Source organism: Acinetobacter sp. YH12094 (assembly GCF_013419295.1).
Lineage (GTDB): Bacteria > Pseudomonadota > Gammaproteobacteria > Pseudomonadales > Moraxellaceae > Acinetobacter > Acinetobacter amyesii.
This window is the reverse complement of record NZ_VPAK01000006.1, coordinates 146,020-171,452: the sequence shown is the minus strand read 5'-3', so window position 1 is coordinate 171,452 and position 25,433 is coordinate 146,020. Positions and strand designations below refer to the sequence as shown.

Here is a 25,433-nt window from a genome sequence, read left to right as displayed (position 1 = left end):
ATTTTAAGCATGTGCTGGCAGGTTCGGTACAATTCATCATTTTGAGGCAAAAAACGCATGTCACTGTTACGCCGTTGGTTCGATCCAATCCGATCGAGTTGGTTTTATCAGAAACCGACCCGACAAGCGGTGTTACCCACGGAACAAGGTCTGAGTGTTTATCTTCGACTGGATGATGTTTATAGCTATTTGGCTGCGCAGCAACTGCCTCAATTAGAAGAAATTCTCAGTGATGAAATTAAACCACTGAAAGTGATTATTTGTCGTCAGAGTGCTGAACCTCCTAATCAAATGTCATCGATAGAATGGCAACAATATTGTCTGAATGATGCCCAAATTTTAGCGCGGCAGCATCGTTTTAGTTTTCATGAAACACCTGAACAACCGACCGCCGAAGCTTTAGAACAAGCCGAAATTATTCTAAAAAATACGCCATTACGCGGCCAAGATTTTCTTTATTTACTTGAAGATGTGTTCCACATGCTGTGGCAAAAGCAGTATGGCAAGCTGAGAACACTGTATGCGATGGCCAGCCGTCATCATAAAGCTCAAGATTTTCCTGAACGTATCTTTACCGATACCCCGATTTTATCGGGCTATTTTGAGTTTGGTGAACGTAAGTACCATGCTGTAGATGATTTACTGCGTTTAACGCGCCGTTTAAAACAACAAAAACTCCTGACAGATAACCCGATCTTTATGATCAATCATATTGAATGGCGTGAGCACCTGATCAGTGATGCAGAAGAGTTGAATGAAATTCAGGGACTCGATCCTGAGCTTGATCTCTACATCGCGATGGAAGATCCGATATCATGGTTATTGCTAGCCTATATTCGTGAGGAATTGGCGGACTATTACAATATCCAGTTGAATGTGTATCCATTGTCGTATCACGGTCGAGATTTGTTTGACTGGAGTTTGGCAACACGTCTGTCTAAACGTACAGAAGTTAAGTTCACGCCATTTTGCCGACCTACAGAAGCTGCGACTTTAGCTATGTCACAGCTGTACTACAGTGCGCCTGAAGAGCAGCGTATTGATGTGATGTATCGCATTTTGGAAGCAGTATGGACCAAAGGGCGTGATTTATCCTTCAAAGCACATTTTCAGGCTTTACAGTATGAGTTAGAGATTTCTGAACTGAGCACTGAGGATATTGCTGAAAAATTAAAAGAAAATGATATGCACTGTGAGATGAAGTCACAGCCCGATTTTCCTGTTTTAGAATTACGTATTGCAGGTCAAAGCTATGTATTTAATAGTTTATATCGCGTTTGGATGATTGAAAGTATTTTCAGTAATGTGTTAGAAGAGAAGTATAAAAGTGAAAACACCGCTGAAAGTGAAGCCAGAGAAGATGAAGAAAGAAAAAGTTGAGTCATTAGAGCAAGCCCGCGCACAGATTGATGTGATTGATCAGGGAATTATTGAGCTCATTGCTGCACGTCAGTTTTATGTCGATCAAGCGGTGCGTTTTAAGCGTTCAGTACAGGATGTTCAATCACCAGAACGTGTCGAAGCGGTGATTAGTAAAATTCGTCTACAAGCCACAGAGCACGGTGTAAATGCAGATATTGTGGAACGTTTATACCGCGATATGATTCAGCATTTTATTCAACGTGAGTTGAAAGAGATTCGACCGTAATTTTTAGTTTTTGAGATTAGATCAAATTTATTAATGTTCTTTTTTAATATCACCAACTGAAAAATAATGATTTGATTTACATTTTGAAATTTTATTAATTTTTTTATTTGTTATTCTTTATCCAATTAGGCTTTGTTGCACAAAGATTTCATAACTATATGATTTTAAAGGTTTTGATTATTTTTTGATCCAAAATTAAATTTATTTAAATCAGATGCTTACATATTTATGCAACAAAGCCAGTTACCTCTAAAAAACAAATTAGGATATATTGGCGTAAATGGTATTCTTTCAGATCCTGATACTAAATTAGATGCGAATGGAAAATTCTTTATTCCTGCTAAAACTGAAAAATACTATTTAAAGAAACCTCCAGTAGATTATGCTAATAGTACAGGAGATTTATTTTTTTCATTCCCTAATTATCAAACAAAAAGAATTGAATATGCTGACCTCTATGTAGATCAAGTTGCCGAAGATAGGGCAGGCTTTGACCATCTTAATAAAATTGATGTGGGAATTATCTACTTAGATCCTGAATAAATAGATAGTCGTTTGATCCTAGACAAAATAATGGGCACATTTTCCCTCTAAAGATAAAGTAAGGTTAACTTTAGAGATATAAAAATAGCTAAACGCTGTAGTCTAAAAATATAAACAAGCTAATTATTATGCGCTTTCAAACTCACACGAGTCTGTAGTTTCAATCGCCCATAAATTAGGTGTAGGGTATCAACCTTAGATAACTGGATTTGCTAAGCTAATCCAGTTGGTTCAAGCAAACGTCAACTTCCAGCAAGACAACAGTGTATTCTAGACTTAGAAAAAGACGTCAAGCAGCTCAGGGAAGCTAATGCTTTCGTGTTTGAATATATTGAAATTTACTACAATTGAATCAGAAGGCATTCTGCAATTGGCAAGTTAAGTCCTGAAGCCTTTGAACAGAAATATTTTAAGAATTTAGAGGGATCTGTTGTCCACGATACTGTCTAGGATCATTTCTTAGCTTTAAAACTCATGTCTTAACCTTAAACTCTGTATCGAGAAAAGTTTGATGAAGCATTTTTTTATTTTCTTAACCATTTTGATATTCGGTAGTACTGCTTGTTCGTCTGAGAAAATTAGTTTGAATCAGAATGAAGTTAAAGAAGCTCAAAAAAAAGAATCAATTTCAACGCTGTCTAAAGAAGATACAGCTATAATAAATGATTATAAAAATACTATTAATAAACTTAATCTGAGAGATAAAGAAAACGCAGATAAAGTAATGAAAGATAGTTTGTCTGAAATAAAAAAGATCACGAATGATCAAGAACGACAAAAGATTGAAATGCAAATCTACTTAGCAACAGGCATGTATGAAGAGGCTTATAATCTTAATCATAAAATGTTAAATGACTCTTTCAGTCAGGAACTTTTAGTGACTCAGTGTGAGTTAAGCTATTATGCTAAAAGATCGAAAGATGAATATGAAAAATGTTATTCCGATTTAGCATTGATTTTAAAAGAAGAATTAAGGAAAGTATCAAAAAATGACCCTCAGTATATTTATGGTGAGTGGGGCTATTTGCTATCAATGTATAAATCTGGGAACGTTGAATATAAAAATAAAATAAAAAAATTTATTGATTCAATTCAAGATGAAACGGTGAAATATCAATTCGAAAGTTCTTATGAATTAGCTGAAGAGCAAAAGAGTAGTTATTACAGTAATTAAAATAAATAAGTTGTAATTCCTTTTTTATTGAATCCAACTACCTTGTCTATAGCTGATTTCAAGCACAGCCTCAATTTTTCATTGAGGCTCTATTCCAAAAACACTGATTTTTCAAAGCGCCTGAATTGCATAGCATAGAACCAATTCTTCAGCGAGTTTCGCCATGATTTGGTTTGTCATCACAGTTTTTGCAATCGCAGGTCTAATTAAAGGCACGATTGGGTTAGGCCTGCCTGCGGTATCGATGGGCTTACTCACCATGGTGATCAGTCCATTTCAGGCAGCCACGTTATTAATCATTCCATCTATGGTCACCAACTTTTGGCAACTATTTGCTGAAGGGCAGGTGCTGCGACTAATTCAACGCTTTTGGCCCTTGTTACTTGGGATTATCGTCGGTTCAATTTGGAGTATTTTTCCAACTTTAGGACATGGTGAATTTAAAAGTGAAGCTTTACTGGGGGGCATGTTGGCACTATACGGACTGTATGGGCTTTGTGCGAAAAGCTTGCCGAACTTTGCACCACATGAAAAATGGCTATCTCCAATGATCGGTTATCTCGGTGGAGCGCTGACTGTAGCCACAGGTGTGGTGGTGATCCCGGTAGTACCATATTTGCAAGGTTTGCAGCTCAAACGCGATGATCTTGTACAGTCACTCGGTTTGGCCTTTACCACATCAACCATTTGTTTGGCAGTGTTCTTACAGCAAAATCCTGTGGAAGATCTTCCGATTGATTATGCCATGTCAGCCATGGCACTGATTCCTGCGCTCATTGGTATGTGGGCAGGGAAAAAAATCCGTTACCGCATTCCAGAACAAAAATTCCGTAAGGTGTTTTTTATCGGGTTGATTGCCCTCGGTGGCTATATGATGCTGCACCAGTTTGGCGTGATTTAAAGCCTAGACTTGGCCATCTAAAGTAGATTTTTGTGACACTAGAAACCGACTAAAATGCTGATAATTTAAGGGTAAATCATCAAAATTACGTGCGGTAAGGAGCAGTTTTCGATTGGCCCAGTCACCGCTGAGCTCAACTTGTGCAAAGGCATACAAACTGATTAATCGTTGGGCCGCACGTTTTGGCATGATGGCAACGCCCACACCATTCGCTATCACTTGCGCGATCGCGGCAAAATTCGGCAAACGCAGCCGATACTGAATTTCACAGCCGAATAATTTGGCTTGTGCCTCAATCGATTGTTGCAAGGAATGATATTGCATCAAACCGACAAAGGGATAATTTAAAATCTCTGCGGGTTTGACGCTAGATATCGAGGCCAATTCATGAGTTATAGGACAAATCAGCACCAACGGATCATCTGCAAACTCAAGTGTTTGTAACTTTTCGGATTTAAAGAAACCCGAAATTAGACCTAGTTGTGCATTGCCTTGTTCAATCGCTGCAATGATGTCTTTAGACTCGGCTTCATGCAGCTCAATTTGTGTATTGGGATTTTCCAGCAAATAGCGTGGCAGCAAAACCGGCAAATATTCACTTTGTGCAGATGAATTACACCATAAGGTCATATTGGAACTCAGCCCATGGGCAAAGGACAGCATTGCGTGTTCTAATTGTTGCCCCTCATGCAAGATGCGCTGCGCATGTTCAACCAAGGTTTGACCGGCAAGGGTTAGTTTGACCCCTTTGGCATGGCGAGTGAACAGGGTCGTGCGGTAATGCTGTTCGAGTTTTTTAATTCGTTCACTGGCTGCTTGTAGCGAGATGGCAGAACGAGCAGCGCCTTTGGTCAGACTACCGCTGTCAACAATGTGCAGTACCAATTGAAGGTCGAACAAATCCAGTCGCATACGGTGTATTCCTTGGCTAATGCCTTATCTTACCGAAAGAGTAGCTATAAAAAAAAGCGACCTTTCGGCCGCTTTTCAAATGAATGTTGTATTCTTTTTTAAATGTCTTGGGGCTTATTCTGATTTGTCGCCCAAGCTAAAGAACCAGTTCAAAATCAACGCTGCAAATGTAGCAGTACCAATACCACCTAAGTTGAAGTTACCAAATTGAAGTGCAAAGTCACCTGTACCTAAAATAATCGTGACTGCTGCCACCATCAGGTTTTTATTTTTTGAGAAATCGACTTTGTTTTCAATCCAGATTTTCGCACCTGCAATGGTAATTAGACCAAATACAACAATCGATGCACCTGTCAAAATGGCTTGCGGAATAGTATGAATAATCGCACCAAACTTTGGAGAAAGACCAAGGAAGATGGCGAATACACCCGCAAATACAAATACGATGGTCGAGTAAACACGTGTTACCGCCATCACACCAATATTTTCGCCATAGGTTGTCATACCCGGACCGCCGACACCGCCTGAAAGTGTGGTTGCAACACCATCTGCAACGAAGGCTTTACCAATGTGCGGATCGAGATTTTCACCTGTCATCGCGCCCACAGCTTTAATGTGACCTAAGTTTTCAGCCACCAAAATCAAAGCAATCGGTGCAATGATCAGCATGGCATTGAAATCAAAAACAGGCGAATGGAATTGAGGAACACCAAACCAAGCTGCATCTTGTACTGGAACGAAGTTGATTGGTGTGCCATGACCCATGACATTGGAAATGATGTAATACACCAAGTAAGCGAGTAGAAGGCCAACTAAGAGTAATAGACGTTGTAATAAACCTTTGGTGAACACAGCAATTGAACCCATACATAGTACGGTTACTAAAGCCATCCACATATTAAAGTTATTACCGGCAACCCCTTTAATGGTCACTGGGGCAAGGTTGAGACCAATGATCATCACCACTGCACCTGTCACTACAGGTGGCATGAGTTTTTCAATCCAACGGGTACCCGTTGCCATCACGATAAAACCAAAAATGGCATATAAAATACCGCAGGCCATAATCCCGCCAGCAGCCATCGCGATATTGGCATTTGGCGCGCCAGTACCTGACGCTGCATAACCTGTTGCGGCAATGACCACACCAATAAAGGCAAAGCTTGAGCCCAGATAACTTGGTACACGACCACCAGTCATAAAGAAGAACAAGATGGTACAGATGCCCGACATTAAAATTGCAAGATTGGCATCAAAACCCATCAAGAATGGTGCAAGAACCGTTGCACCAAACATTGCAAAGGCATGCTGTATCCCCAATACAACACTTTGCACAGGCGGAAGATACTCATTGGTACCGACAGGACGTGCATCAATATTGCCTTCGTATGGGCGCCATTTGGGAAACCAATTGGACATAAAATGAGCACTCAAAAGATAAATTGTGCACATCATACTCTTGTTTTTTAGAAGATTTAATTACTTTTAAAAATATTTTGTTCAAATTAATTACCTGACTTTACATGTATTTTTACCAAGTGGTAAAAGTTTTTTATATGTAAAATTAATGTTAAATCATGTAATTAATCATTGTTGGTTTTTTATCTTAGTTCATAAATTTTTCTTATTTTATATATTCCTAAACAATTTAAAGCTAAAGTGATTGCTTAAAAAAAAGCACATCCATGGATGTGCTTCGTTTGGGGTTGGAAGTTTTAGCCAGTGTTACGCAAACCTGCCGCAATACCCGCGATACTGACCATCAACGCATGGTCGACTGGGGTATTTTCAGCCTGACGCTCGGCAAGGTAAGCACGGCGGCGTTTCATTAGCTCGGCTTGCAGTAAATGAAGCGGCAATAAATAAGGCTTACGCACTTTCATGGATTGGTCGAGCACATCGTTACTGCTGAGTAATTTCGATTCACCTTTGAGTGCTAATAGCGTTTGTACCGCATCACGTAAACGCTGACGTAACTCTTCGCCCAACTGTTTGAGGTCTGCATCATTCGTCAGATGAGACTCATAATACAGCGCCACATGACCATCAGCCTTAGACAAGACCATTTCCAACATATCAATCAGGGTTTGGAAATAAGGCCATTGCTCTAACATTTCTTCGAGTGTCTGCTTTTGACCTTGATCAATCACTTGATTAATCGCAGCACCAGTACCTAGCCAAGCAGGAAGCATCAAACGGATTTGCGTCCATGCGAACACCCAAGGAATCGCACGTAAAGACTCAATCCCACCGCTAACTTTACGTTTGGCTGGGCGTGAGCCGAGCGGTAACATTTGTAGTTCCAGTTCTGGCGTTACAGTCCGTAGGTATTTTACAAAATGCGGATTTTCACGCACGGTTTGACGATATACCTGTACCGACAGATCCGTCATGCTGTGCATGAGCTGACGCCATTCCTGTTTCGGTTCAGGCGGTGGTAATAAGGTCGCTTCTAAGGTCGCTGCGGTGTAAATTTCTAAGTTTTGTAAGGCAATGCCTTCTAATCCAAACTTGAAGCGAATCATTTCCCCTTGTTCTGTGACACGGATCGCCCCTGAAATGGAGCCTGGTGGCTGTGAAAATAGGGCTTGCTGTGTCGGCGCTCCACCACGGCTGATTGAACCGCCACGGCCATGGAATAATGTCAGTTGTACATCATGTTTTTTCGCAACCGCAGTTAATTCTTCCTGTGCACGATACTGCGCCCAGTTTGCCGACATAAAGCCCGCATCTTTGGCTGAGTCTGAATAGCCAATCATCACCTCGTGTTTACCCTGAATATGCTGCTTATACCAATGCATATTAAATAGGGTATTCATGGTACGGGCTGCACCATCCAAATCTTTTAGAGTTTCAAACAGTGGCACGACACGTAGCGCTTGTTTGATGCCGGCTTCTTTTTGCAATAACAATACGGCCAAGACATCGCTCGGATGTTCTGCCATGGAAATAATATAAGCCCCTAAACTTTCGGGTGGCTGTTCTGCCAAAGTGCGCATGGTTGCAAAGACTTCTTGTACATCTGGATGTTCAATCAGGCTTTGTTTCGGTTCATTTAAAAACTTCGGTAGCAGTGGTCGTTTGCTTTGCAGTTCCTGAATCAAGAAGTTTTGACGGGCTTGCTCCGTCCATGTTTCAAAATTGCCTAAACCTAAATATTCAGTAATGGCAGAAATCGCTTGGCGATGACGAGTCGACTCCTGACGAATATCGAGTTTGAGTAATTCGATACCGAAGCAATTCACTCGATGAATAAAGTCGAGTAACTGACCATTGGCAATTTCAGGTAAACCGCTGTCAATCAGTGAACGGTAGCAAACCAATAGTGGATCGAGCAGCTCATGGCGGCTTTTAATGACTTGGCTATCGTCAGCATCTTCACCACGGAGTTTCAGTGCCAACCAGTGACGAGTGGCTTTGAGGCGTTCACGCGCATCACGTAGATATTCACGATACGGTTCAGGGTGGAAATGACCCAAGGCATCACTAAGCTCTTTGCTGCATTCTTGAATCGAAAGTTCCCAACGCAGGTCTTCGATATCGCGTAAATACAGGTCGGCAGCTTTCCAACGTGAAAGCCACAGCACCTCTTGAGTAATATTATGGGTGACGTTTGGGTTACCATCACGGTCACCGCCCATCCATGACGCAAAGCGCACAGGGGCAACATTTAAAGGCAAGGTCTTGCCACAATGATCTTGAACCATGCCATCCAATTCACGCATGAATTTGGGTACAGCATTCCACAGGGTCTGTTCAATGGTCGTGAAGCCCCATTTAGCTTCGTCGACAGGCGTCGGGCGATGTTGACGAATTTCATCCGTTTGCCATGCCGAGCAAATCAGTTGTTTTAAATCATCCAGTACGGCTTTGCGTTCGCGTGGCGTAAGTTTTTGTTGATCCATTTTAAACAGGCAATCATTAATACCATCATATTTTTGGATCAAGGTACGGCGGCTGACTTCGGTTGGATGTGCAGTCAGGACCAATTCAATTTTTAATTCACAAATTTGTTGGAACAGTTGGTCCGAACTGATGTTATTGCTTTTAAATTTTTCAAATAAATGATCGAGTGGATTCGGTGAAGGTGCTTGCTCATCAAACTCACTTTGGCGACGGCTGCGCACCACATTGTACTGTTCGGCAATATTGGCAAAGTTGAGAAAGTGCGTAAATGCACGGGTCAGTGGCAGAATTTCTTCATCTTTTAAATTTAAAAATAATTGTTCTAACTGTTTTTCAGCTTTAACTTGTCCATCGCGCGCGCCTTTAGACAAAGCACGAATTTGCTCTACCTGATTAAACAAATCTTGTCCTGCATGCTGCTTTAGGGTTTCACCTAATAAATTGCCCAGTAAGCGCACGTCTTCACGTAATGGAGCATCAATTTGTTGAATCATTTGTTATTTCTCCGCGTATTCCTGTCTCGACTATACCCCGAAAGTGCTGTGGCAAAAGGGGGGTACAGACAAAAGTCGGATGACTTTTCTAGGTAAATGAGCAGTAGCTATGCCATTTGTTTCAGTTTAGCCTTGAAATATTTCAGAAAATGCTTAGCTCTGTGTGCCGAGTTGATATTTCAGCATAAAGATGTCGATGGCAGAGTGAATAATGGCCTGTCGCTCTGCTGTTTCAGGTACTGGGCGCATGCCCAATAAGACTTCTTGATGGCGTAGTCCCATCAGTAGCGACACAATCAGTTCAGTTTGTCGGGCAGGGTGATCCTGCTGAATGAAATTTAAAGCTGCTGCATCTTGAAAAAAGTTTTCCCAGACTTGGCGCATTTTTAAATGTGAGGCACGGAAAAACTGTTCCACCAAAGGACTGTGTTCGGCAGCCAACTCCAAAAGTAATAAATCCAGTTTAATGGCTTCAGGCAAATTCATGATGTTCAGCCCCAACTCACAAATTTCAACGAAAGCCTGCATAAAATGACTTTCGCTGTGCAGATGTCGCGGGCGGGTATTCAAAATATATTCACAGGTATCTTCAATTGCACTGGTAAATAAGGTGGCTTTGTCCTGAAAATGGTTATAGATGGTCAGTTTGGTGACTGCTGCATGTTGGGCAATCTGATTCATGCTGCAACCGTGATAGCCCATTTCTAAAAATAATTGTTTTGCAGACTCTAAAATCCGTTGTCGTTTTTCTAAGTCTTTCGGGCGGCCGACATTCATTTGCTGAAAAAATTCCAAAAAAGGCGAAAAGGTCATTGATTTAGGATAATTAATCTAATTAATGTACCGCATGGTTTATTAATTAAAAAATAACCAAATTAATTGAATAATATTCTGCCCTAAAAAAGACTTTTTATTAAGAGCGAACTTCATGAGTACGATTAAGACCACAGTTGTCAGCATGATTATCGTTTGCAGTGTGACCTTATGGGGATGCAGCAAGGATAAAGCCCAAACGGAACAGGAAGTGCCATTTGTGATGGTGACTCAGCCGGGCGCCACACATTTTGAACAAAAAAGTTATGCGGGCGATGTACAAGCACGCCAGCAAACAGCTTTAGCTTTTCGGGTTGGCGGCCAAATCACTGAGCGCTATGTCGATGTTGGAGACCAAGTCCGAGTCGGGCAAGTCTTGGCAAAATTAGACATCAAAGATGCACAGTTGCAACTGAATGCAGCACAAGCACAGCTTGAAAGTGCGCGTTCCGCTGCACAGATTGCTGAAGATGAACTAAAACGCTTTAAGCAATTATTGCCAGTCAATGCTGTGAGTCGTTCGCAGTACGATGCGGTGGAAAACCAATATAAAGCGGCACAGTCGAACTTAAAGCAAGCCCAATCAAATTATGATGTGAGTCGTAATCAGACCGGTTATAACCAATTAATTGCCAATAAAAATGGGGTCATTACTGAGCGTAATATTGAGATTGGTCAAGTGATTGCAGCAGGACAACCGGCATTTCAATTGGCGATTGCAGGTGAACGTGAAGTGGTCATTGGTGTGCCTGAACAAGCGGTTGCTGAAATTAAAACGGGGCAGGATGCATGGGTCACCTTGTGGTCGAAACCACAGGAAAAATTTGCAGGCTATGTACGTGAAATTAGTCCTGCTGCCGATCAGTCTCGTACTTATAGTGTCAAAGTGGCATTACGTGAAGGCAATAGTGCCATTCAACTGGGGCAAAGTGCACGGGTATTTTTAACCAAAGCACAGCAGAATGTTTTGCATGTGCCGTTATCGAGTGTGTCTGCGAGTGGTCAGCAGGCGTATGTGATGGTGGTCAATGCAGATAATACGGTACGTAAAGTTCCAGTAACTTTAGGCGAATACGGACGTGACAGCGTGCCCGTACTTAGTGGTCTGCAAGCAGGGGATTTTGTGGTGGTTGGCGGCGTGCATTTGCTCCGCGAAAAACAAAAAATACAACCTGTTGATCGTGAAAATCGAGCGGTACACATTCAGGCAGGAGTTAAATAATGAATTTTAACTTGTCTGAGTGGGCACTAAAAAATAAAGGCTTAATCCTTTATTTTATGATTCTACTGGGCATCGTTGGGATATTTTCTTATTCCAAATTGTCGCAGAGTGAAGACCCGCCATTTACCTTTAAAGTCATGGTGATTCAAACCTATTGGCCTGGTGCAACAGCCAAAGAAGTATCAATGCAGGTCACCGATCGAATTGAAAAAGAACTGATGACCACGGGGCAGTATGAACGCATCATGGCGTATTCACGTCCGGGTGAATCCATGGTGACCTTTGTGGCCAAGGACAGTTTACGTTCGCAGCAAGTCCCCGATGTTTGGTACACCGTGCGTAAAAAGGTCAATGATATTCGCCATCAATTGCCATCTGGGGTGCAAGGTCCTTTCTTTAATGATGAGTTTGGTGACACCTTTGGTAATATCTATGTGCTGACCGGCAAAGACTTTGACTATGCCATCATGAAGGAATATGCCGACCGTTTACAGCTCCAGTTACAACGGGTCAAAGACGTTGCGAAAGTGGATTTAATTGGTCTACAAGATCAAAAAGTTTGGATTGAAATTTCCAACACCAAAGCCACACAAATGGGCATACCCGTGACGGCGATTCAACAAGCCTTGCAGCAGCAAAACACAGTTGCCAGTGCCGGCTTTTTTGAAACCAATTCAGACCGGATTCAAGTGCGTGTCAGCGGCAATTTACAAAACATTGATGAACTGCGTCAGATGCCCTTATTGGTGAATGGTCGAACGATTCAATTGGGTGATGTGGCTGATGTACATCGTGGCTTTAGTGATCCACCACAGCCGCGTATGCGTTTTATGGGCGAAAATGGTTTAGGCATTGCCGTGTCGATGCGTAAAGGTGGCGACATTCTGGCTTTGGGTAAAAACCTAGAAACAGAATTTGCCCGCTTGCAAAAAACTTTGCCCTTGGGTATGGAACTGAAAAAAGTTTCTGATCAGCCTGTAGCCGTGAAGCGCAGCGTCAATGAGTTTATGAAAGTCCTCGCTGAGGCGGTGATTATCGTCCTATTGGTGAGCTTCTTCTCCTTGGGTTTCCGTACGGGATTGGTTGTGGCATTTTCCATTCCATTGGTCTTGGCCATGACTTTTGCTGGCATGCAGATGTTTGATGTTGGGTTGCACAAGATTTCTTTGGGGGCATTGATTCTCGCACTCGGTTTATTGGTGGATGATGCGATTATTGCCGTCGAAATGATGGCGATCAAAATGGAACAGGGCTATAGCCGGTTACAAGCCGCCGGACATGCATGGCGGACCACTGCATTTCCAATGCTGACAGGCACACTGATTACTGCGGCTGGCTTTTTGCCGATTGCCACAGCCGCATCGAGCACAGGCGAATATACCCGCTCGATTTTCCAAGTGGTCACCATTGCATTGGTGGTGTCATGGTTTGCAGCAGTACTGTTTGTTCCCTATCTAGGGGATAAATTACTACCCGATTTCAACAAAGACTTAGTACAAAAATCCCCGTGGTATCAGCGCCTGTGGGCACGTTTACGTAAGCAGCCCGAACCTCAGCCGATGGTACATCATGCCGGCGAACATCATGATCCTTATCCGTCTCCGTTTTATCAACGTTTCCGTGGTTGGGTCGACACTTGTGTGACCTATCGCAAGACGGTGATTGCCGCGACGGTTGGCATTTTTGTGTTATCGATTTTAATGTTTAAAACCGTACCACAGCAGTTCTTCCCACCGTCAAACCGTGCTGAAATTTTAGTGGATTTAAAGCTTGAGGAAGGCGCCTCACTGAAGGCCACAGAAGCGGCCGTAAAAAAAGTCGAAGCGTTCTTGTCGAAAAAACAAGGCATTGATAATTTTGTGGCTTATGTGGGGACAGGTTCGCCGCGGTTTTATTTACCTCTAGATCAACAGCTACCTCAAGCCAGTTTTGCTCAGTTTGTGGTATTGGCTTCATCTTTAGATGATCGCAATGAGATCCGCCAGTCATTAGCAGAAGAAATTCGTAAGCTTTTACCTGAAGTACGTACTCGGGTTTCACTTTTAGAAAATGGTCCACCCGTGGGTTATCCATTGCAGTTTCGCGTGTCGGGTGAAGATCTAAGCTTGGTGCGTGAGTGGGCACAACGGGTGTCTGCAAAAGTCAGTGAAAACCCGAACACCACCAATGTGCATTTGGATTGGGGTGAGCCAAGCAAAGTCATTAAACTGGACATCGACCAAGATCGCGCACGTCAAATGGGGGTTTCCAGTCTAGATCTGTCCAATTTCCTGAATAGTTCAATCAGTGGTGCAGTGATTAATCAGTATCGTGAGAAACGAGAGCTGATTGAAATTCGGATGCGTGGTGATCAAGCCGAGCGATTGGATGTCGGTTCGCTCAGCAGTTTGGCAGTACCGACCAGCAATGGTGGTTCAGTGCCATTGGCGCAGATTGCGAAAATTGAGTATAGCTTTGAAGAAGGTTTGATTTGGCATCGTAACCGTTTACCGACCATTACTGTGCGCGCGGATATTCGCAGTAAATTGCAACCTGCAACGGTGGTGGGTGAGTTAAAAGATTCATTTGATCAGTTACGTGCAGAGATGCCGAATGGATATCTACTCGAAGTAGGCGGCACTGTGGAAGAGTCAGCACGAGGCCAAACTTCTGTAAATGCAGGCATGCCATTATTTCTCGCAGTTGTCATGACTTTGTTGATGATTCAATTACGCAGCATGTCACGGGCGATGATCGTATTTTTAACAGCACCTTTGGGTATTATTGGCGTGGTGTTATTCCTGTTATTGTTCAATAAACCCTTTGGTTTTGTGGCAATGCTCGGCACGATTGCACTGTCAGGAATGATTATGCGCAATTCACTGATTTTGATTGATCAGATTGAACAAGATATTCAGTCCGGGGAGTCGGCTTGGGATGCGATTATCAATGCGACGGTACGTCGTTGCCGTCCCATTGTGTTGACTGCATTGGCCGCTGTATTGGCGATGATTCCACTTTCTCGCAGTATTTTCTTCGGTCCAATGGCCGTGGCGATTATGGGTGGATTGATCGTGGCGACCCTGCTGACCTTGTTCTTTTTACCTGCGCTATATGCACAGTGGTTTAAAGTGAAAAAAACTCAGCAGAATCCTTAAAAGTGTCATAATATTGGGTGCGAAATATTGAATTTTTCTCTATAGTAGCACCTGATCTACAAAGACATTTTTAAAAAGTAAAACTACCACAAGTGCAGCGCGGCATATTGTGGTGTACGGGGTTGAATCACAGATGACAGCAGAGAGTTTAGCTAAGTATCGCCGTTATATTGCGATTTCTTATGTCTTCATGTTTTTCGCTTTATTTACCCTGATTAGTGGTGTATTTGCCTACGGTTTTGCACGCAAAGTGACTCAAATCGATTCTACAGAAGTTTGGCTACAAGCCCAAGCGCTTTGGGTCATGCGCACCGTCGTGATTTATTCCATGATGGCCATTTTTGCCGCACTGTGGTTTATTCCTTTATTTTTCTATTATTGGGACACCTATCTTTGGGTGACTGCATGCACGGTAATTGGTGTGATCTTTTCTTCGATTGCCTTTTTGTATCTATTAAATGCATGGATCCAAGGTCTATCCAAATTCGTTAAAAATAAGGCTGTTTTCTAAGTCGATTTATTTTTTTCCTGCCTACCCCTTGAAAAAATGGTTTGATTCCCCAATTTCAGACCACAGTTAAGTATTAAATTAAATTCCGTGAGGAGCATCGCCAGACATGGCTAAACGTGATTATTATGAGGTTTTAGGTGTATCTAAAACCGCAAGTGATGATGAAATTAAAAAAGCCTACCGTAAGTTGGCGATGAAGTATCACCCTGACCGTAATCCAGATAACCCAGAAGCTGAAGAAAAATTCAAAGAAGCTGCAGAAGCATATGAAGTTTTATCGGACAGCGAAAAACGTAGTATGTATGACCGTATGGGACATCAAGCTTTTGAAGGCGGCATGGGCGGCGGCGGTGGCTTCGGTGGCGGTTTTAGCGCAGAAGATATCTTTAGTCAGTTTGGCGACATATTCGGTGGCGCATTTGGCGGTGGTGGCCGTGGTGGTCAGCAACGTGCACGCCGTGGTTCAGACTTACGCTATGTTATGGAGCTTACCCTTGAGGAAGCTGTGAAGGGCGTGAAAAAAACCATTACCTTTACTGCGCCAGCGCCATGTGATGCCTGTGATGGTAAAGGATCTAAAAATCCGAATGACGTTGAAACCTGTAAAACCTGTCATGGTGCCGGTCAAGTGCGTATGCAACAGGGCTTCTTCTCTGTGCAGCAAACCTGTAGCACCTGTCGTGGTCAAGGTAAAATCATTAAGAACCCATGTAATAAATGTCATGGTTCAGGGGTTTCTGACCGTCAGCAAACTTTAGAGGTGACCATTCCTGCAGGTGTGGACAATGGCGACCGCGTACGTTTAAGTGGCAAAGGCGAGGCGATCCGTGATGGCCAAGCAGGCGACTTATATGTAGAAGTGGTGGTACGTGAACACGAAATCTTCCAACGTGATGGCGCTGACCTATATATGGATGTGCCTGTAAGCATTGCAGATGCTGCATTGGGTAAAGAAATTCAAATTCCGACACTCGATGGTCGTGTGAGCTTGAAAGTACCTGAAGGGACTCAAACTGGTAAATTGTTCCGCTTACGTGGTAAAGGTGTGAAGCCTGTACGTACCAGCATGACCGGTGACTTACTCTGCCGTATCGTGGTGGAAACGCCTGTGAACTTAACGGCTCGTCAACGTGAATTGTTGAAAGAGTTACAAGACACGATGGATGGCGATGACAATAAATCATCTCCGAAGAAAAAATCATTCTTCGACCGTTTGTTTGATTAATTGAAATGATTTGCTTGAGTTCGCTGTGATGTGAACTCAGGTATAAAAAAGCCTGCATAATTGCAGGCTTTTTTATTGAGCGTTTTAAGGTTTCGGCTGTGCTGTAGGCGGTAATAAACTCTCATAGCTCATGTCGAGCCTATAGATATTTTTAAGACGCTGTAGCTGATGACGTGCTTCAGCCTCACGACCATTAAATGCCAATAAACGTGCATATTTAATGATGTGGTATTTCGCTGGATAGCTGCGAACCAATTTTTCAGTATCCTGAATGGTTTGTTCAGAAACGATGGAATATGGATTTAAACGAATAATCGCTACCCGATGTCTAAATTCCGTGAGTAAATAGATCGGCGCATGGTTGGTGATTTTCTCCGGTGTTTTTTCATATTTTGATGCCTGACCCAGCTGAATCGCTGCATTGGCATAATCACGATAAATCACCGTAATCAGCACAGCGCCAATCACGAAAACAATGCGGATAAACCACGGAGACAGACTCAATGTAGCCGTCTGTGATTTCGCAGCTTGAAGAATCCCGATAATAAAACCCACAGGCAGTAAGAAATATGCGTAGTTTTGCGGAAACTCCAACATGGCATGAATAACGAAGACACCGACCATCAATAGGCCAATCACAGATAATGCAGACTTGGCTAACTTCTGTAATTGGATGCCCCAATAGGCGAAATAGGCCAAGAACGGCACACCAATAATGGTGCCATTCCACAATAAGAAATCCAAAATAAAATTGTGTGAGCTACGAATCCATACAGGTCCTTGCACCGTGTCAGAGATCGAGACAAAAGCACTACTGGTTTGATGCCAACCATAGCCAAACCAAGGCTGTGCAGCCACGGCATGTGCCATTTGTTGCCAAATGGCTAACCGAGACATATCTCCACCAGCACGTTTGACTACGTCACGACTTTCTTGAATATTCATGTCGGACATTTGGCTCATGATTTGACTTAATTTTGGCATCAATACAATCAGTGCCACAAAGCCGATAAACCATGCCAAGCTGTAAAACCAGCGAAGACGGATATAATCTTTGTACTGTGCATAAGCCAAATAGATTAGGACGCAAATACTTGCTACCCAAGAGGTGCGAGATTGGCTGAGCGCGACCCCAATTAAAATAGGAATTGCACAAGCGACCAAATAGCGCGTTTTAACTTTTTGTTGTTCATAAACATATAAGCAGGCTAACAAGGACATGAGCAGAAACGTGGCCATGTTATTCGGCTGAGCAAAGTTTGCAAATGGGCGTGTAGTTCCACTAATTTTCATCATAAAAGGAAGAAACGAGTCGAAATCTAACCACTGACATATTGCGATGAGTCCAGTCATTACCCCAGAAGCAACAAAGGTATAGCTTAGGTATAGGAAGGTTTTTTCGCGTTTTTCTGTACCTTGCGAGAGACTAAAACCTAGATTGATACACAGCCAGAAGCTGAACACAAACAGCATACAGAGTAAGGCAATACTAAAATAATACACCTGCCCAAAAGCCAGTTGGATGAAGGGAATCAGCGCTAAGAGCAACAGGGGCAGGGAAATTTTTGCCACCATGAGCTTTTCTTTAAAGAACGTTGCCGCTAAGGCAAACAGGGCAAAGAAGGTATAAAGCTCACCGGTATACGTGGCCCAAGGTCGGTAATGAATCGGAATCAGCCATGCCAGTGCAATACAGACTGCCGCACAAAGATACAATAGGGTTTTCATGAATATTCAAGATCAATAGAACGCGCCTATCATACCGTGAAAATGCCTAGACTTGGTGAGGGAATAGTCAGCGTCTGTCGAAGAGCTTGATTTGCAAAAGTCCTTCGGAAAATGCAGGATTTTTTTGTTTGTAACTTAGCCTGCGCATGGAGTTTTGATATAGTAAGACCAATTTCGAATCAACATTAGGAAAATGTTATGTCAGCAGCTCCACGTATTGGTATCTTGGGCGCAGGCGGTCGTATGGGACGCATCTTAATTCAGGCGGTTCAGCAAGCTGGTTATCAATTGGCTGCTGCGGTAGAACGTCCTGAAAGTAGCTTAGTCGGTGCGGATGCCGGTGAACTTGCAGGGATTGGCGCGGTTGGCGTAAAGGTTGTCGGTAACCTAGCTGAAGTTTTAAAAGATTGTGATGTCGTGATCGACTTTACTGCACCTGCAGCAACGGCACAGCATCTTAAACTTTGCCGTGAAGCAGGCGTTGCGATTGTCATTGGTACCACAGGTATGAATGATGAGCAAAAAGCTTATCTCGATGAAACAGCAACAGAAACCCCAGTGGTCTATGCAGCGAACTATTCTGTCGGTGTAAACGTTTCAATCAAACTTCTTGAATTGGCATCAAAAGTATTTGGCGATACTGTAGATATTGAAGTGATTGAAGCCCATCATCGTCATAAAGTTGATGCACCATCAGGTACAGCGCTAATGTGGGGCGAAGCCATTGCCGGTGCTTTAGGACGTGACTTAAAACAAGATGCTGTGTATTGCCGTGAAGGGCATACGGGTCCACGTGAACGTCAAACCATTGGCTTCCAAACGATTCGTGGTGGTGACATTGTTGGTGAACATACTGCGATGTTTATTGCGGATGGCGAACGTGTTGAAATTACCCATAAAGCGACTAACCGTATGAACTTTGCCTCTGGTGCAGTACGTGCAGCTGCATGGGTAGTTGGTCGTGAAGCACGTAAGTACGATATGAAAGATGTACTGGGTTTTAACGATATTGACGTATAAAAGCGCGTTAAAATCCGTTATAACAACAGCATAAAATTAAAATAAGACGATCAATGGAATGAAAAAAGTCATCTTTATGGCCTGTGCTGTCGCATTCACTGCGGCAGTACAAGCGAAAACTATGGATAATGCCAAACTCACGATTAATAAAAATAATATTAAAGTTTGGACCTACCAAAATGCTCAAAATCCTGTCTTTCAATACAAAGCTGAAACCAGTTTTGATGTGCCCATCGAAAAAGCGGTTACCCTGATTTTAGATGTGGAAAATGCAGTGAATTGGGTCCCTTATATGGGCAGTGTCAAAGTCTTATCCCGCGATGACCAGAAAGGTGAATTCAGTTTATATATGGTGTTGGATTTTCCTTTTCCCTTAAAAGACCGTGATTTGGTGGTACAAGGCAAAATGCGTAAAGATGCACAGGGCATCATTAGCATCCAAAATAAAGCGGTGAAAAAAGGTTATCCGATCAATCCCAATTATGTACGCCTCACCGACTATGAGGGAGATTGGACCTTCCAGCGTTTAGGCAATCAAAAGGTCAAAGTTTCGACCTATGGCTACGCCAATCCGGAAGGTTCCATTCCGCTCAGTTTCGTGAATATGTTTGTGCAGCAACAGCCTTATCAAATGCTACAAAAAATGAAAGTGCAGTTGGGTAAAAGCAAAACTATTGCGACCTTTCCCGAAATTTTAAAATAAGCACCAGTAATGATTCAGTTCAATATGAACGATCAATGACTTTGCATCTCAGGCAGGCGAAAAGCAGTCAACTGCTGCATGTGCTGTGCTTCTGGAAGTTCGATACTGAGTAAGGTCTGTTCTGGAAATGGATGCGGATGTAACTTGATTTGAAATTGCCGCGCGGTCATTTGTTCACAGGCAAAGTGAAGTTTGGCTTGCTGCGGCATGATATTCATGCCGTTTTCAAACTTGGCTTTATAGATATATAGCTGCTGATGTAACCCACCATTAGTAATCGGTTGGATCTGCTCAAGTTCATATTGCGTCAGTTTTTGGGCACTTAAAAAGCCTTGAATTAAAGATTTACAGATAAAATTTTGCTGGCTTTGAGCTTGAGTGTGCTGTTCGGGTTGGCACGCCATAAGCGTGAGTGTGCTGAAGATGATTAGACCCGCTCGAAACTGCGTAAGGAATGCATAAATACAAACACCGTCTAATTTTGATGAGTGTATAAAGGGCAGAAGAAAGCCTGTATGCAGCAGGCTTTTGTTGTTTAAATTTTTACCGTTAAAAATCAGCTTTCAGCACAATTCGATAACGCACGTTTCCTGAATGCAAACGTTCAATCGCTTCATTCACCTGAGACATGGGATACATTTCAATTTGTGGTGCAATATTTTGACGTGCGGCGAATCGAAGTAATTCACGCAGTGCCGCAGGAGAACCTGTTGATGAGCCAGTGACGGATTTAGCACCACTGATCAGCATTCCTGCGGGGATTTGCATCGGCTCAAGCGCTAGGCCGAGCATGTGAACGCTTCCATTCGGTGCCAAAGTCGAAAGATAGGCTTGCCAATCCAACGTGACATTGACCGTGCTTAGAATCAAATTGAATTTACCACGCTGTGCTTTAATTGCGGCAAGATCACGACTATTCGCCACATGGTCAGCCCCCATGGCTTTAAGTTCATCAGTTTTATCTAAGTTTGAACTGAACGCGGTAATTTCACAGCCCCAAGCTTTGAGCAGTTTAATCGCCATATGACCTAATCCACCAATGCCGATTACGGCAACATGGTGAATGGCCTGAATTTGGTGCTGTAAAATGGGATCAAATACCGTAATCCCGCCGCAGAGCAGAGGGCCAGCACTGGTTGGGTCGAGATCATCTGGAAGCGGAATAACCCATTGCCAGCCTGCACGAACTTTGTCGGCAAAGCCACCTGCATGACCGACGATTGTCGCTGTCTTGGTTCCGGTACATTGCACTTGGCGACCATCGATACACGGGTCACAGTGTTGACAACTTTCTGCTGTCCAGCCAATGCCTACACGTTGTCCGACTTTGAGTCCTTTGGCTTCGCTGCCGAGTTGGATAATGGTTCCAATCACTTCATGCCCTGGGACCACAGGATAAACCGAAGATTTCCAATCATTTTGGATAATAGAAATATCTGAGTGACAAAGACCGCAATACTCGACTTTGACTTCGACCTGATGGGCTTGTAATTCACCTGCATCAAATTGGTAGGGAACAAGGGCTTCACCACTGTTCATTGCTGCATAGGCGTGGATTGTATTGTCACTCATTATTCTATCCTTTCTGTTTTTGAGGTCATTCTGCGTGCGTGTATTTAAAGGCACAGTGATTTTCATGATCATTGACCATGCCGATAGCTTGCATCAGAGCATAGCAAGTCGTCGGGCCGACAAATTTAAAACCAAGCTTTTTTAATGCTTTGGACATTGCCTGACTTTGAGCGGTTTGTGCAGGGGCGCTACGATATTCAACTACATCATTATTGGCAATTTGACCTTCGACAAAATTCCAAAGAAATTCCACCGGATGAATCCCTTGGGCTTTTAACTGTTGCCATGCTTTTGCATTATCTCGAATGGCAGTGAGTTTGCCGATATGACGAATCAAACCTGAATCTTGTAATTTTTCTTGTAATTGTAGGTCACTCAACGCTGCAATTTCGGCAATGGGATATTGAAAAAAATGCTGCTGATAGTAGGACCGCTTTTTCAGCATAGTGATCCAAGACAGCCCCGCTTGTTGTCCTTCCAGACAGAGTATTTCAAACAGATGCTGCTCATCAAAACTGGGTTTAGCCCATTCAGTGTCATGGTAGGCAATATATAAAGGATCTTCGGAGCACCAAGCACAGCGTTGTATCGTCATGTTGAATGCTCCTTTTTGACTTAAATTTTAAAAGCTGTCCATTGATCGTTTTTATTGTCCCAATACAACAGTTCCGCTTGATCGAGATCGGCAAATTGAATCCATACATCTTTACCTGATTTGTCTGCGTAGCCGGTGCTGATAAGTAATGCTTCTTCAGTGATCTCCATGATCCAGCCCTGATAAGACTGTCCATTGAGGCTGATTTTTTGTTGATTACCAGATTCTGCAAATTCCACCAGACGATTGATCAACGCTTCTGACATGTATGTTTCCTAAAATTAACGTAAATACGGATAGGGGTTAACGGCATTGCGACCTTTACCACCCAAGTAAATGCCATAATGCAAATGTGGTGCAGTATGTCGAGCATTGCCAGTATTACCTACATAGCCAATGACATCACCTTTTTTGACATAGTCGCCGACATTTAAGCCACGTTTATGACCATCAAGATGCGCATAATAATGCCAAGAACCTGCGGGCCCCATAATCCATATCACTTTACCACCCAAATTGTTATTACGTAAGTCAGCAACTAAACCTTCTGTAGCACTGAGAACTTTTGTTCCACGTGGAACAATAATATCAATGCCTTCATGGCTCCGTCCTTGGCTACGCGCTGCACCCCAGGTATCCTTGAGCGCACTTCGTTTGACTTGATGAACAGGAACAGGCAATTGATTGGGTAAACGCATGTTTTGTAATTTTTTCACTTCATGAGCAGGCAATGTACTGCCTGATGGTTTGGGTGGAGTCGACGTACAGGCGCTGAGTAAAAGCAAAATAAAACCAATACCGCCGAACAACCCTCTACGAAGCTGAAAAAATCCTTGAGTCACATTTGTCCCTATTCAATTGATGAGCAGTTCAAAACTATGGCATAGAATGGCTTTCGAGTTCTAGCGTAGAAATGAGTTTTTTCATGGCGGTTGGAATACCGAGTGCAGTGGCTTGTATCGGGGTATACCACTGTGCGTTGCATTCAATGGCTAAATGCTCTTTTTGATCGGCAGCAACGGTAAATACAGTAGCTTCTAAAAGCCAAGTGAAGTGGGTAAAGCTATGTGATATCTGTACTTGAGTGGTGGTAGGTTTCAGTCCAAGTTGCTGAGTGTGGGATTGAAACTCATGGGGTTGATCAAAAATAGGTAAACACCACAGACCGCCCCATAGACCGCTATTCGGACGTTGTATCCACAGCCATTCTCCTGCAGATTGAATCAGCATGACTTGAGCCTCTCTCACTGGAACAGGCTTTTTAGGCTTTTTATAAGGTAATTCAGTTTCTAAACCCTGAGCATGTGCTTTGCAGTGCTGTTGCATGGGACAATATAAACAGAGTGGTTTTTTCGGCGTGCATACCGTTGCACCAAGATCCATAATCGCTTGGGTATAATCGTGGTTGCGTTCAGTGGGGCAGAGCTCTGTCGCCAGTTGCCACATGGCCCGTTCATGTACAGGTTTCGATAAATCATCTTCTATAGCAAAGAAACGAGACAATACTCGCTTGACGTTGCCGTCCATAATCACGCCATATTGTCTTAAACCTAAAGACATCAGCGCACCTGCGGTAGACGGGCCGATGCCCGGTAGTTCCATCCACTGCTCAAGATTGCTTGGAAAATGTCCCTGACGTGCAACAATACCCGCGGCTTTGTGTAAGTTCCGAGCCCGTGCATAGTAGCCTAAGCCAGCCCAATAGGGCGCCACATCATCCCAAGAGGCATGGCCTAAATCTTCAACAGTCGGAAATCGTTGAATAAATCGATCAAAATATTGTAAGACAGTTTTGACTTGGGTTTGTTGCAGCATAATTTCTGAAACCCACACTTTGTAAGGGTCATCCTTCACTTGCCACGGTAAGTCATGACGACCATGGACATCAAACCAGTCGAGAAGGGCATCAGAAAAGTTAAACATGCAATACAGTCAAAATTGAAAAAAACTGGCCTAGTATACATCTTTCAATAGGCATTCTTTTTGTTCAAAACGAAATCTGTATATCAGGGGGAATGCAAAAATATTGGCTATCAAAAAAGGAGCCGAAGCTCCTTAGTGAGTGTGAATTTAAAGTTTAGCTTTTAAAGCCCCAGCGGGTATCGAGCGCCAATGTTTGGTTTTCATAACGTGGAATAATGTGAATATGCACATGTTCAGTGGCTTCGCCAAAAACTTGTCCATCATTAAACCCAATATGAAAGCCTGTAGGTTGATAGCGTAAATTTAATTCATTACGCGCTTGTTCAAGTAAGGACATTAAACTTTTACGTTCTTTATCAGTAATTTCAAAAAATGAACCAACGTGACGTAGTGGGACAATGACAGCATGTCCTTTAGACAGGGTATGTGGTTCAGGAAGTACAACACCAAAATCATTTTTTGCAATCACGTCATATTCGTCAAAATTGCAATATGGACAATTGAGTTCTGTCATTGTGCTCTCCTCATTTTTATAAATTAAATATTGGTAGTGGTTCTTATGGCTTTAAGAACTAAGCTGGCGTGCTAACAAGGCATACATGGCTGCTAAGCTTTGCTGTTCTGCAGCAGCGTTATAAGCTAAATCTACGCCGTTGGCTTTAGCACGTTCATCCGCCATTGGGTTGCTAAAGCCATGTTTTGCACCTTCAAAAATATTGATTTGATACTTCACTTGGGCAGCATCCATTTCATTTCTAAAGGTTGCAACATCTTCTAAGCTCACCATCGAGTCGAGCTCACCATGTTGCACTAAAATCTCTGCTTGGACTTGTCCTGCTTGTGCAGGAGTCGCTGTAGAAAGTGTTGCATGGAAGGTCACCACAGCTTTTAATGCAGCACCTGAACGAGCTAAATCCAGCACGACTTTTCCGCCATAGCAAAAGCCTATAGCTGCGAGTTTATCTGCATTTACTTCTTTTTGCTGTGCCAAAGTGTTTAATGCAGCAGACGCACGGGTCACGATGGTGTCAGCATGATCAAAAGTCTGCATCATCCATTCATAAGCTTGCTTGGCATCTGTGGTGACTTTTTTATCACCATACATATCCAAAGCGAAAGCAGCATAGCCTTGTTCTGCCAATTCACGCGCACGTTGTTCGGTATATTCATTGCGTCCCCACCATTCCGGGGCAACTAAAACACCTGCGACCGCAGTGTCTGACTCTGGTGCGGCAAAATAGCCAAAAAGTTGAGTTCCATCAGCTGCTGTATATTGAATTTCGCGAGTCTTAATTTTAACGGTCATGGTCAAATCCTTATGTGCGGCTACGCAGTTGATGAAGATTTAAAATAAAGGGAAATTGGTTTTTGTGAAATAAATATAAGATATCAATGTGAATTTTAAG

The 25,433-nt window shown here is 42.9% G+C and carries 24 protein-coding genes and 1 pseudogene; 12 read left to right on the top strand and 13 right to left on the bottom strand.

The window, feature by feature from the left end:
* The first annotated feature begins 57 nt into the window (after positions 1–57).
* From FTU34_RS07010 to FTU34_RS06985, 6 genes and pseudogenes are all read left to right on the top strand, one after another.
* Positions 58–1,380 (top strand): hypothetical protein, encoded by a 1,323-nt coding sequence (locus FTU34_RS07010; RefSeq protein WP_180035046.1) that lies wholly within the window; start codon positions 58–60, stop codon positions 1,378–1,380.
* On the top strand, positions 1,361–1,648 hold the full coding sequence (locus FTU34_RS07005; protein ID WP_078191648.1) for a chorismate mutase: 288 nt from the start codon (positions 1,361–1,363) through the stop codon (positions 1,646–1,648). Before FTU34_RS07010 ends, FTU34_RS07005 begins: the two co-directional genes overlap by 20 nt.
* A 228-nt stretch (positions 1,649–1,876) precedes the next feature.
* Complete coding sequence (locus FTU34_RS07000) at positions 1,877–2,191, top strand: hypothetical protein (protein WP_180035047.1); 315 nt, start codon at positions 1,877–1,879, stop codon at positions 2,189–2,191.
* A 300-nt stretch (positions 2,192–2,491) separates the two neighbouring features.
* Positions 2,492–2,641 (top strand): annotated as a pseudogene (locus tag FTU34_RS18045) (IS3 family transposase); the annotation flags it as partial.
* A 61-nt stretch (positions 2,642–2,702) separates the two neighbouring features.
* The gene (locus tag FTU34_RS06990) at positions 2,703–3,365 is read left to right on the top strand and encodes a hypothetical protein (protein ID WP_180026220.1); all 663 of its coding nucleotides are present in this window, start codon (positions 2,703–2,705) and stop codon (positions 3,363–3,365) included.
* Positions 3,366–3,528: 163 nt separating this feature from the next.
* Positions 3,529–4,266: a sulfite exporter TauE/SafE family protein gene (locus FTU34_RS06985; RefSeq protein WP_180035048.1), complete on the top strand. Its 738-nt coding sequence runs from the start codon at positions 3,529–3,531 to the stop codon at positions 4,264–4,266.
* A gap of 3 nt (positions 4,267–4,269) precedes the next feature.
* Here the strand turns inward: FTU34_RS06985 and FTU34_RS06980 are convergent, their stop codons facing one another.
* The 4 genes from FTU34_RS06980 to FTU34_RS06965 all read right to left on the bottom strand — a co-directional run bounded on the left by FTU34_RS06980 (position 4,270) and on the right by FTU34_RS06965 (position 10,355).
* The gene (locus tag FTU34_RS06980) at positions 4,270–5,178 is read right to left on the bottom strand and encodes a LysR family transcriptional regulator (protein ID WP_180035049.1); all 909 of its coding nucleotides are present in this window, start codon (positions 5,176–5,178) and stop codon (positions 4,270–4,272) included.
* 114 nt (positions 5,179–5,292) lie between these two features.
* The gene (locus FTU34_RS06975) at positions 5,293–6,597 is read right to left on the bottom strand and encodes a solute carrier family 23 protein (protein WP_180011052.1); all 1,305 of its coding nucleotides are present in this window, start codon (positions 6,595–6,597) and stop codon (positions 5,293–5,295) included.
* A 296-nt stretch (positions 6,598–6,893) separates the two neighbouring features.
* On the bottom strand, positions 6,894–9,578 hold the full coding sequence (gene ppc, locus FTU34_RS06970) for a phosphoenolpyruvate carboxylase (protein WP_180035050.1): 2,685 nt from the start codon (positions 9,576–9,578) through the stop codon (positions 6,894–6,896).
* A gap of 153 nt (positions 9,579–9,731) precedes the next feature.
* Positions 9,732–10,355: a TetR/AcrR family transcriptional regulator gene (locus FTU34_RS06965; RefSeq protein ID WP_180035051.1), complete on the bottom strand. Its 624-nt coding sequence runs from the start codon at positions 10,353–10,355 to the stop codon at positions 9,732–9,734.
* 151 nt (positions 10,356–10,506) lie between these two features.
* Between FTU34_RS06965 and FTU34_RS06960 the strand changes: the two genes are divergently transcribed.
* From FTU34_RS06960 to dnaJ, 4 genes are all read left to right on the top strand, one after another.
* The gene (locus tag FTU34_RS06960; RefSeq protein WP_180035052.1) at positions 10,507–11,613 is read left to right on the top strand and encodes an efflux RND transporter periplasmic adaptor subunit; all 1,107 of its coding nucleotides are present in this window, start codon (positions 10,507–10,509) and stop codon (positions 11,611–11,613) included.
* The gene (locus tag FTU34_RS06955; protein ID WP_180035053.1) at positions 11,613–14,750 is read left to right on the top strand and encodes an efflux RND transporter permease subunit; all 3,138 of its coding nucleotides are present in this window, start codon (positions 11,613–11,615) and stop codon (positions 14,748–14,750) included. The genes FTU34_RS06960 and FTU34_RS06955 overlap by 1 nt, the downstream gene beginning before the upstream one ends.
* Positions 14,751–14,883: 133 nt before the next feature.
* Positions 14,884–15,261, top strand: coding sequence for a hypothetical protein (locus FTU34_RS06950; RefSeq protein WP_180003650.1), 378 nt, complete (start codon positions 14,884–14,886; stop codon positions 15,259–15,261).
* 106 nt (positions 15,262–15,367) lie between these two features.
* Positions 15,368–16,486, top strand: a complete 1,119-nt coding sequence (gene dnaJ, locus FTU34_RS06945; RefSeq protein ID WP_111885156.1) for a molecular chaperone DnaJ — start codon at positions 15,368–15,370, stop codon at positions 16,484–16,486.
* Positions 16,487–16,570: 84 nt separating this feature from the next.
* Here the strand turns inward: dnaJ and FTU34_RS06940 are convergent, their stop codons facing one another.
* Complete coding sequence (locus tag FTU34_RS06940) at positions 16,571–18,214, bottom strand: PglL family O-oligosaccharyltransferase (RefSeq protein ID WP_180035054.1); 1,644 nt, start codon at positions 18,212–18,214, stop codon at positions 16,571–16,573.
* Positions 18,215–18,412: 198 nt separating this feature from the next.
* Between FTU34_RS06940 and dapB the strand changes: the two genes are divergently transcribed.
* Complete coding sequence (gene dapB / locus FTU34_RS06935) at positions 18,413–19,234, top strand: 4-hydroxy-tetrahydrodipicolinate reductase (protein WP_078194102.1); 822 nt, start codon at positions 18,413–18,415, stop codon at positions 19,232–19,234.
* Between the two features lie 58 nt (positions 19,235–19,292).
* Positions 19,293–19,937: an START domain-containing protein gene (locus tag FTU34_RS06930; RefSeq protein WP_180035055.1), complete on the top strand. Its 645-nt coding sequence runs from the start codon at positions 19,293–19,295 to the stop codon at positions 19,935–19,937.
* Positions 19,938–19,969: 32 nt separating this feature from the next.
* On the opposite strand, the gene FTU34_RS06925 is transcribed toward FTU34_RS06930, so the two are convergent.
* The 8 genes from FTU34_RS06925 to FTU34_RS06890 form a co-directional block, all read right to left on the bottom strand.
* Positions 19,970–20,341, bottom strand: coding sequence for a hypothetical protein (locus FTU34_RS06925; RefSeq protein ID WP_180035056.1), 372 nt, complete (start codon positions 20,339–20,341; stop codon positions 19,970–19,972).
* A 145-nt stretch (positions 20,342–20,486) separates the two neighbouring features.
* The gene (locus FTU34_RS06920; RefSeq protein WP_180035057.1) at positions 20,487–21,509 is read right to left on the bottom strand and encodes an NAD(P)-dependent alcohol dehydrogenase; all 1,023 of its coding nucleotides are present in this window, start codon (positions 21,507–21,509) and stop codon (positions 20,487–20,489) included.
* A gap of 25 nt (positions 21,510–21,534) precedes the next feature.
* Complete coding sequence (locus tag FTU34_RS06915; protein ID WP_180035058.1) at positions 21,535–22,104, bottom strand: DNA-3-methyladenine glycosylase I; 570 nt, start codon at positions 22,102–22,104, stop codon at positions 21,535–21,537.
* 20 nt (positions 22,105–22,124) lie between these two features.
* Positions 22,125–22,370, bottom strand: a complete 246-nt coding sequence (locus FTU34_RS06910; RefSeq protein ID WP_180003637.1) for a hypothetical protein — start codon at positions 22,368–22,370, stop codon at positions 22,125–22,127.
* A gap of 15 nt (positions 22,371–22,385) precedes the next feature.
* Positions 22,386–22,913 (bottom strand): M23 family metallopeptidase, encoded by a 528-nt coding sequence (locus FTU34_RS06905; RefSeq protein ID WP_180035149.1) that lies wholly within the window; start codon positions 22,911–22,913, stop codon positions 22,386–22,388.
* Between the two features lie 67 nt (positions 22,914–22,980).
* Positions 22,981–24,027, bottom strand: a complete 1,047-nt coding sequence (mutY, locus tag FTU34_RS06900) for an A/G-specific adenine glycosylase (RefSeq protein ID WP_180011066.1) — start codon at positions 24,025–24,027, stop codon at positions 22,981–22,983.
* Positions 24,028–24,181: 154 nt separating this feature from the next.
* Positions 24,182–24,541: an HIT family protein gene (locus FTU34_RS06895; protein WP_078191628.1), complete on the bottom strand. Its 360-nt coding sequence runs from the start codon at positions 24,539–24,541 to the stop codon at positions 24,182–24,184.
* 51 nt (positions 24,542–24,592) lie between these two features.
* Positions 24,593–25,333, bottom strand: a complete 741-nt coding sequence (locus FTU34_RS06890) for a dienelactone hydrolase family protein (protein ID WP_180035059.1) — start codon at positions 25,331–25,333, stop codon at positions 24,593–24,595.
* Between the last annotated feature and the right edge of the window lie 100 nt (positions 25,334–25,433).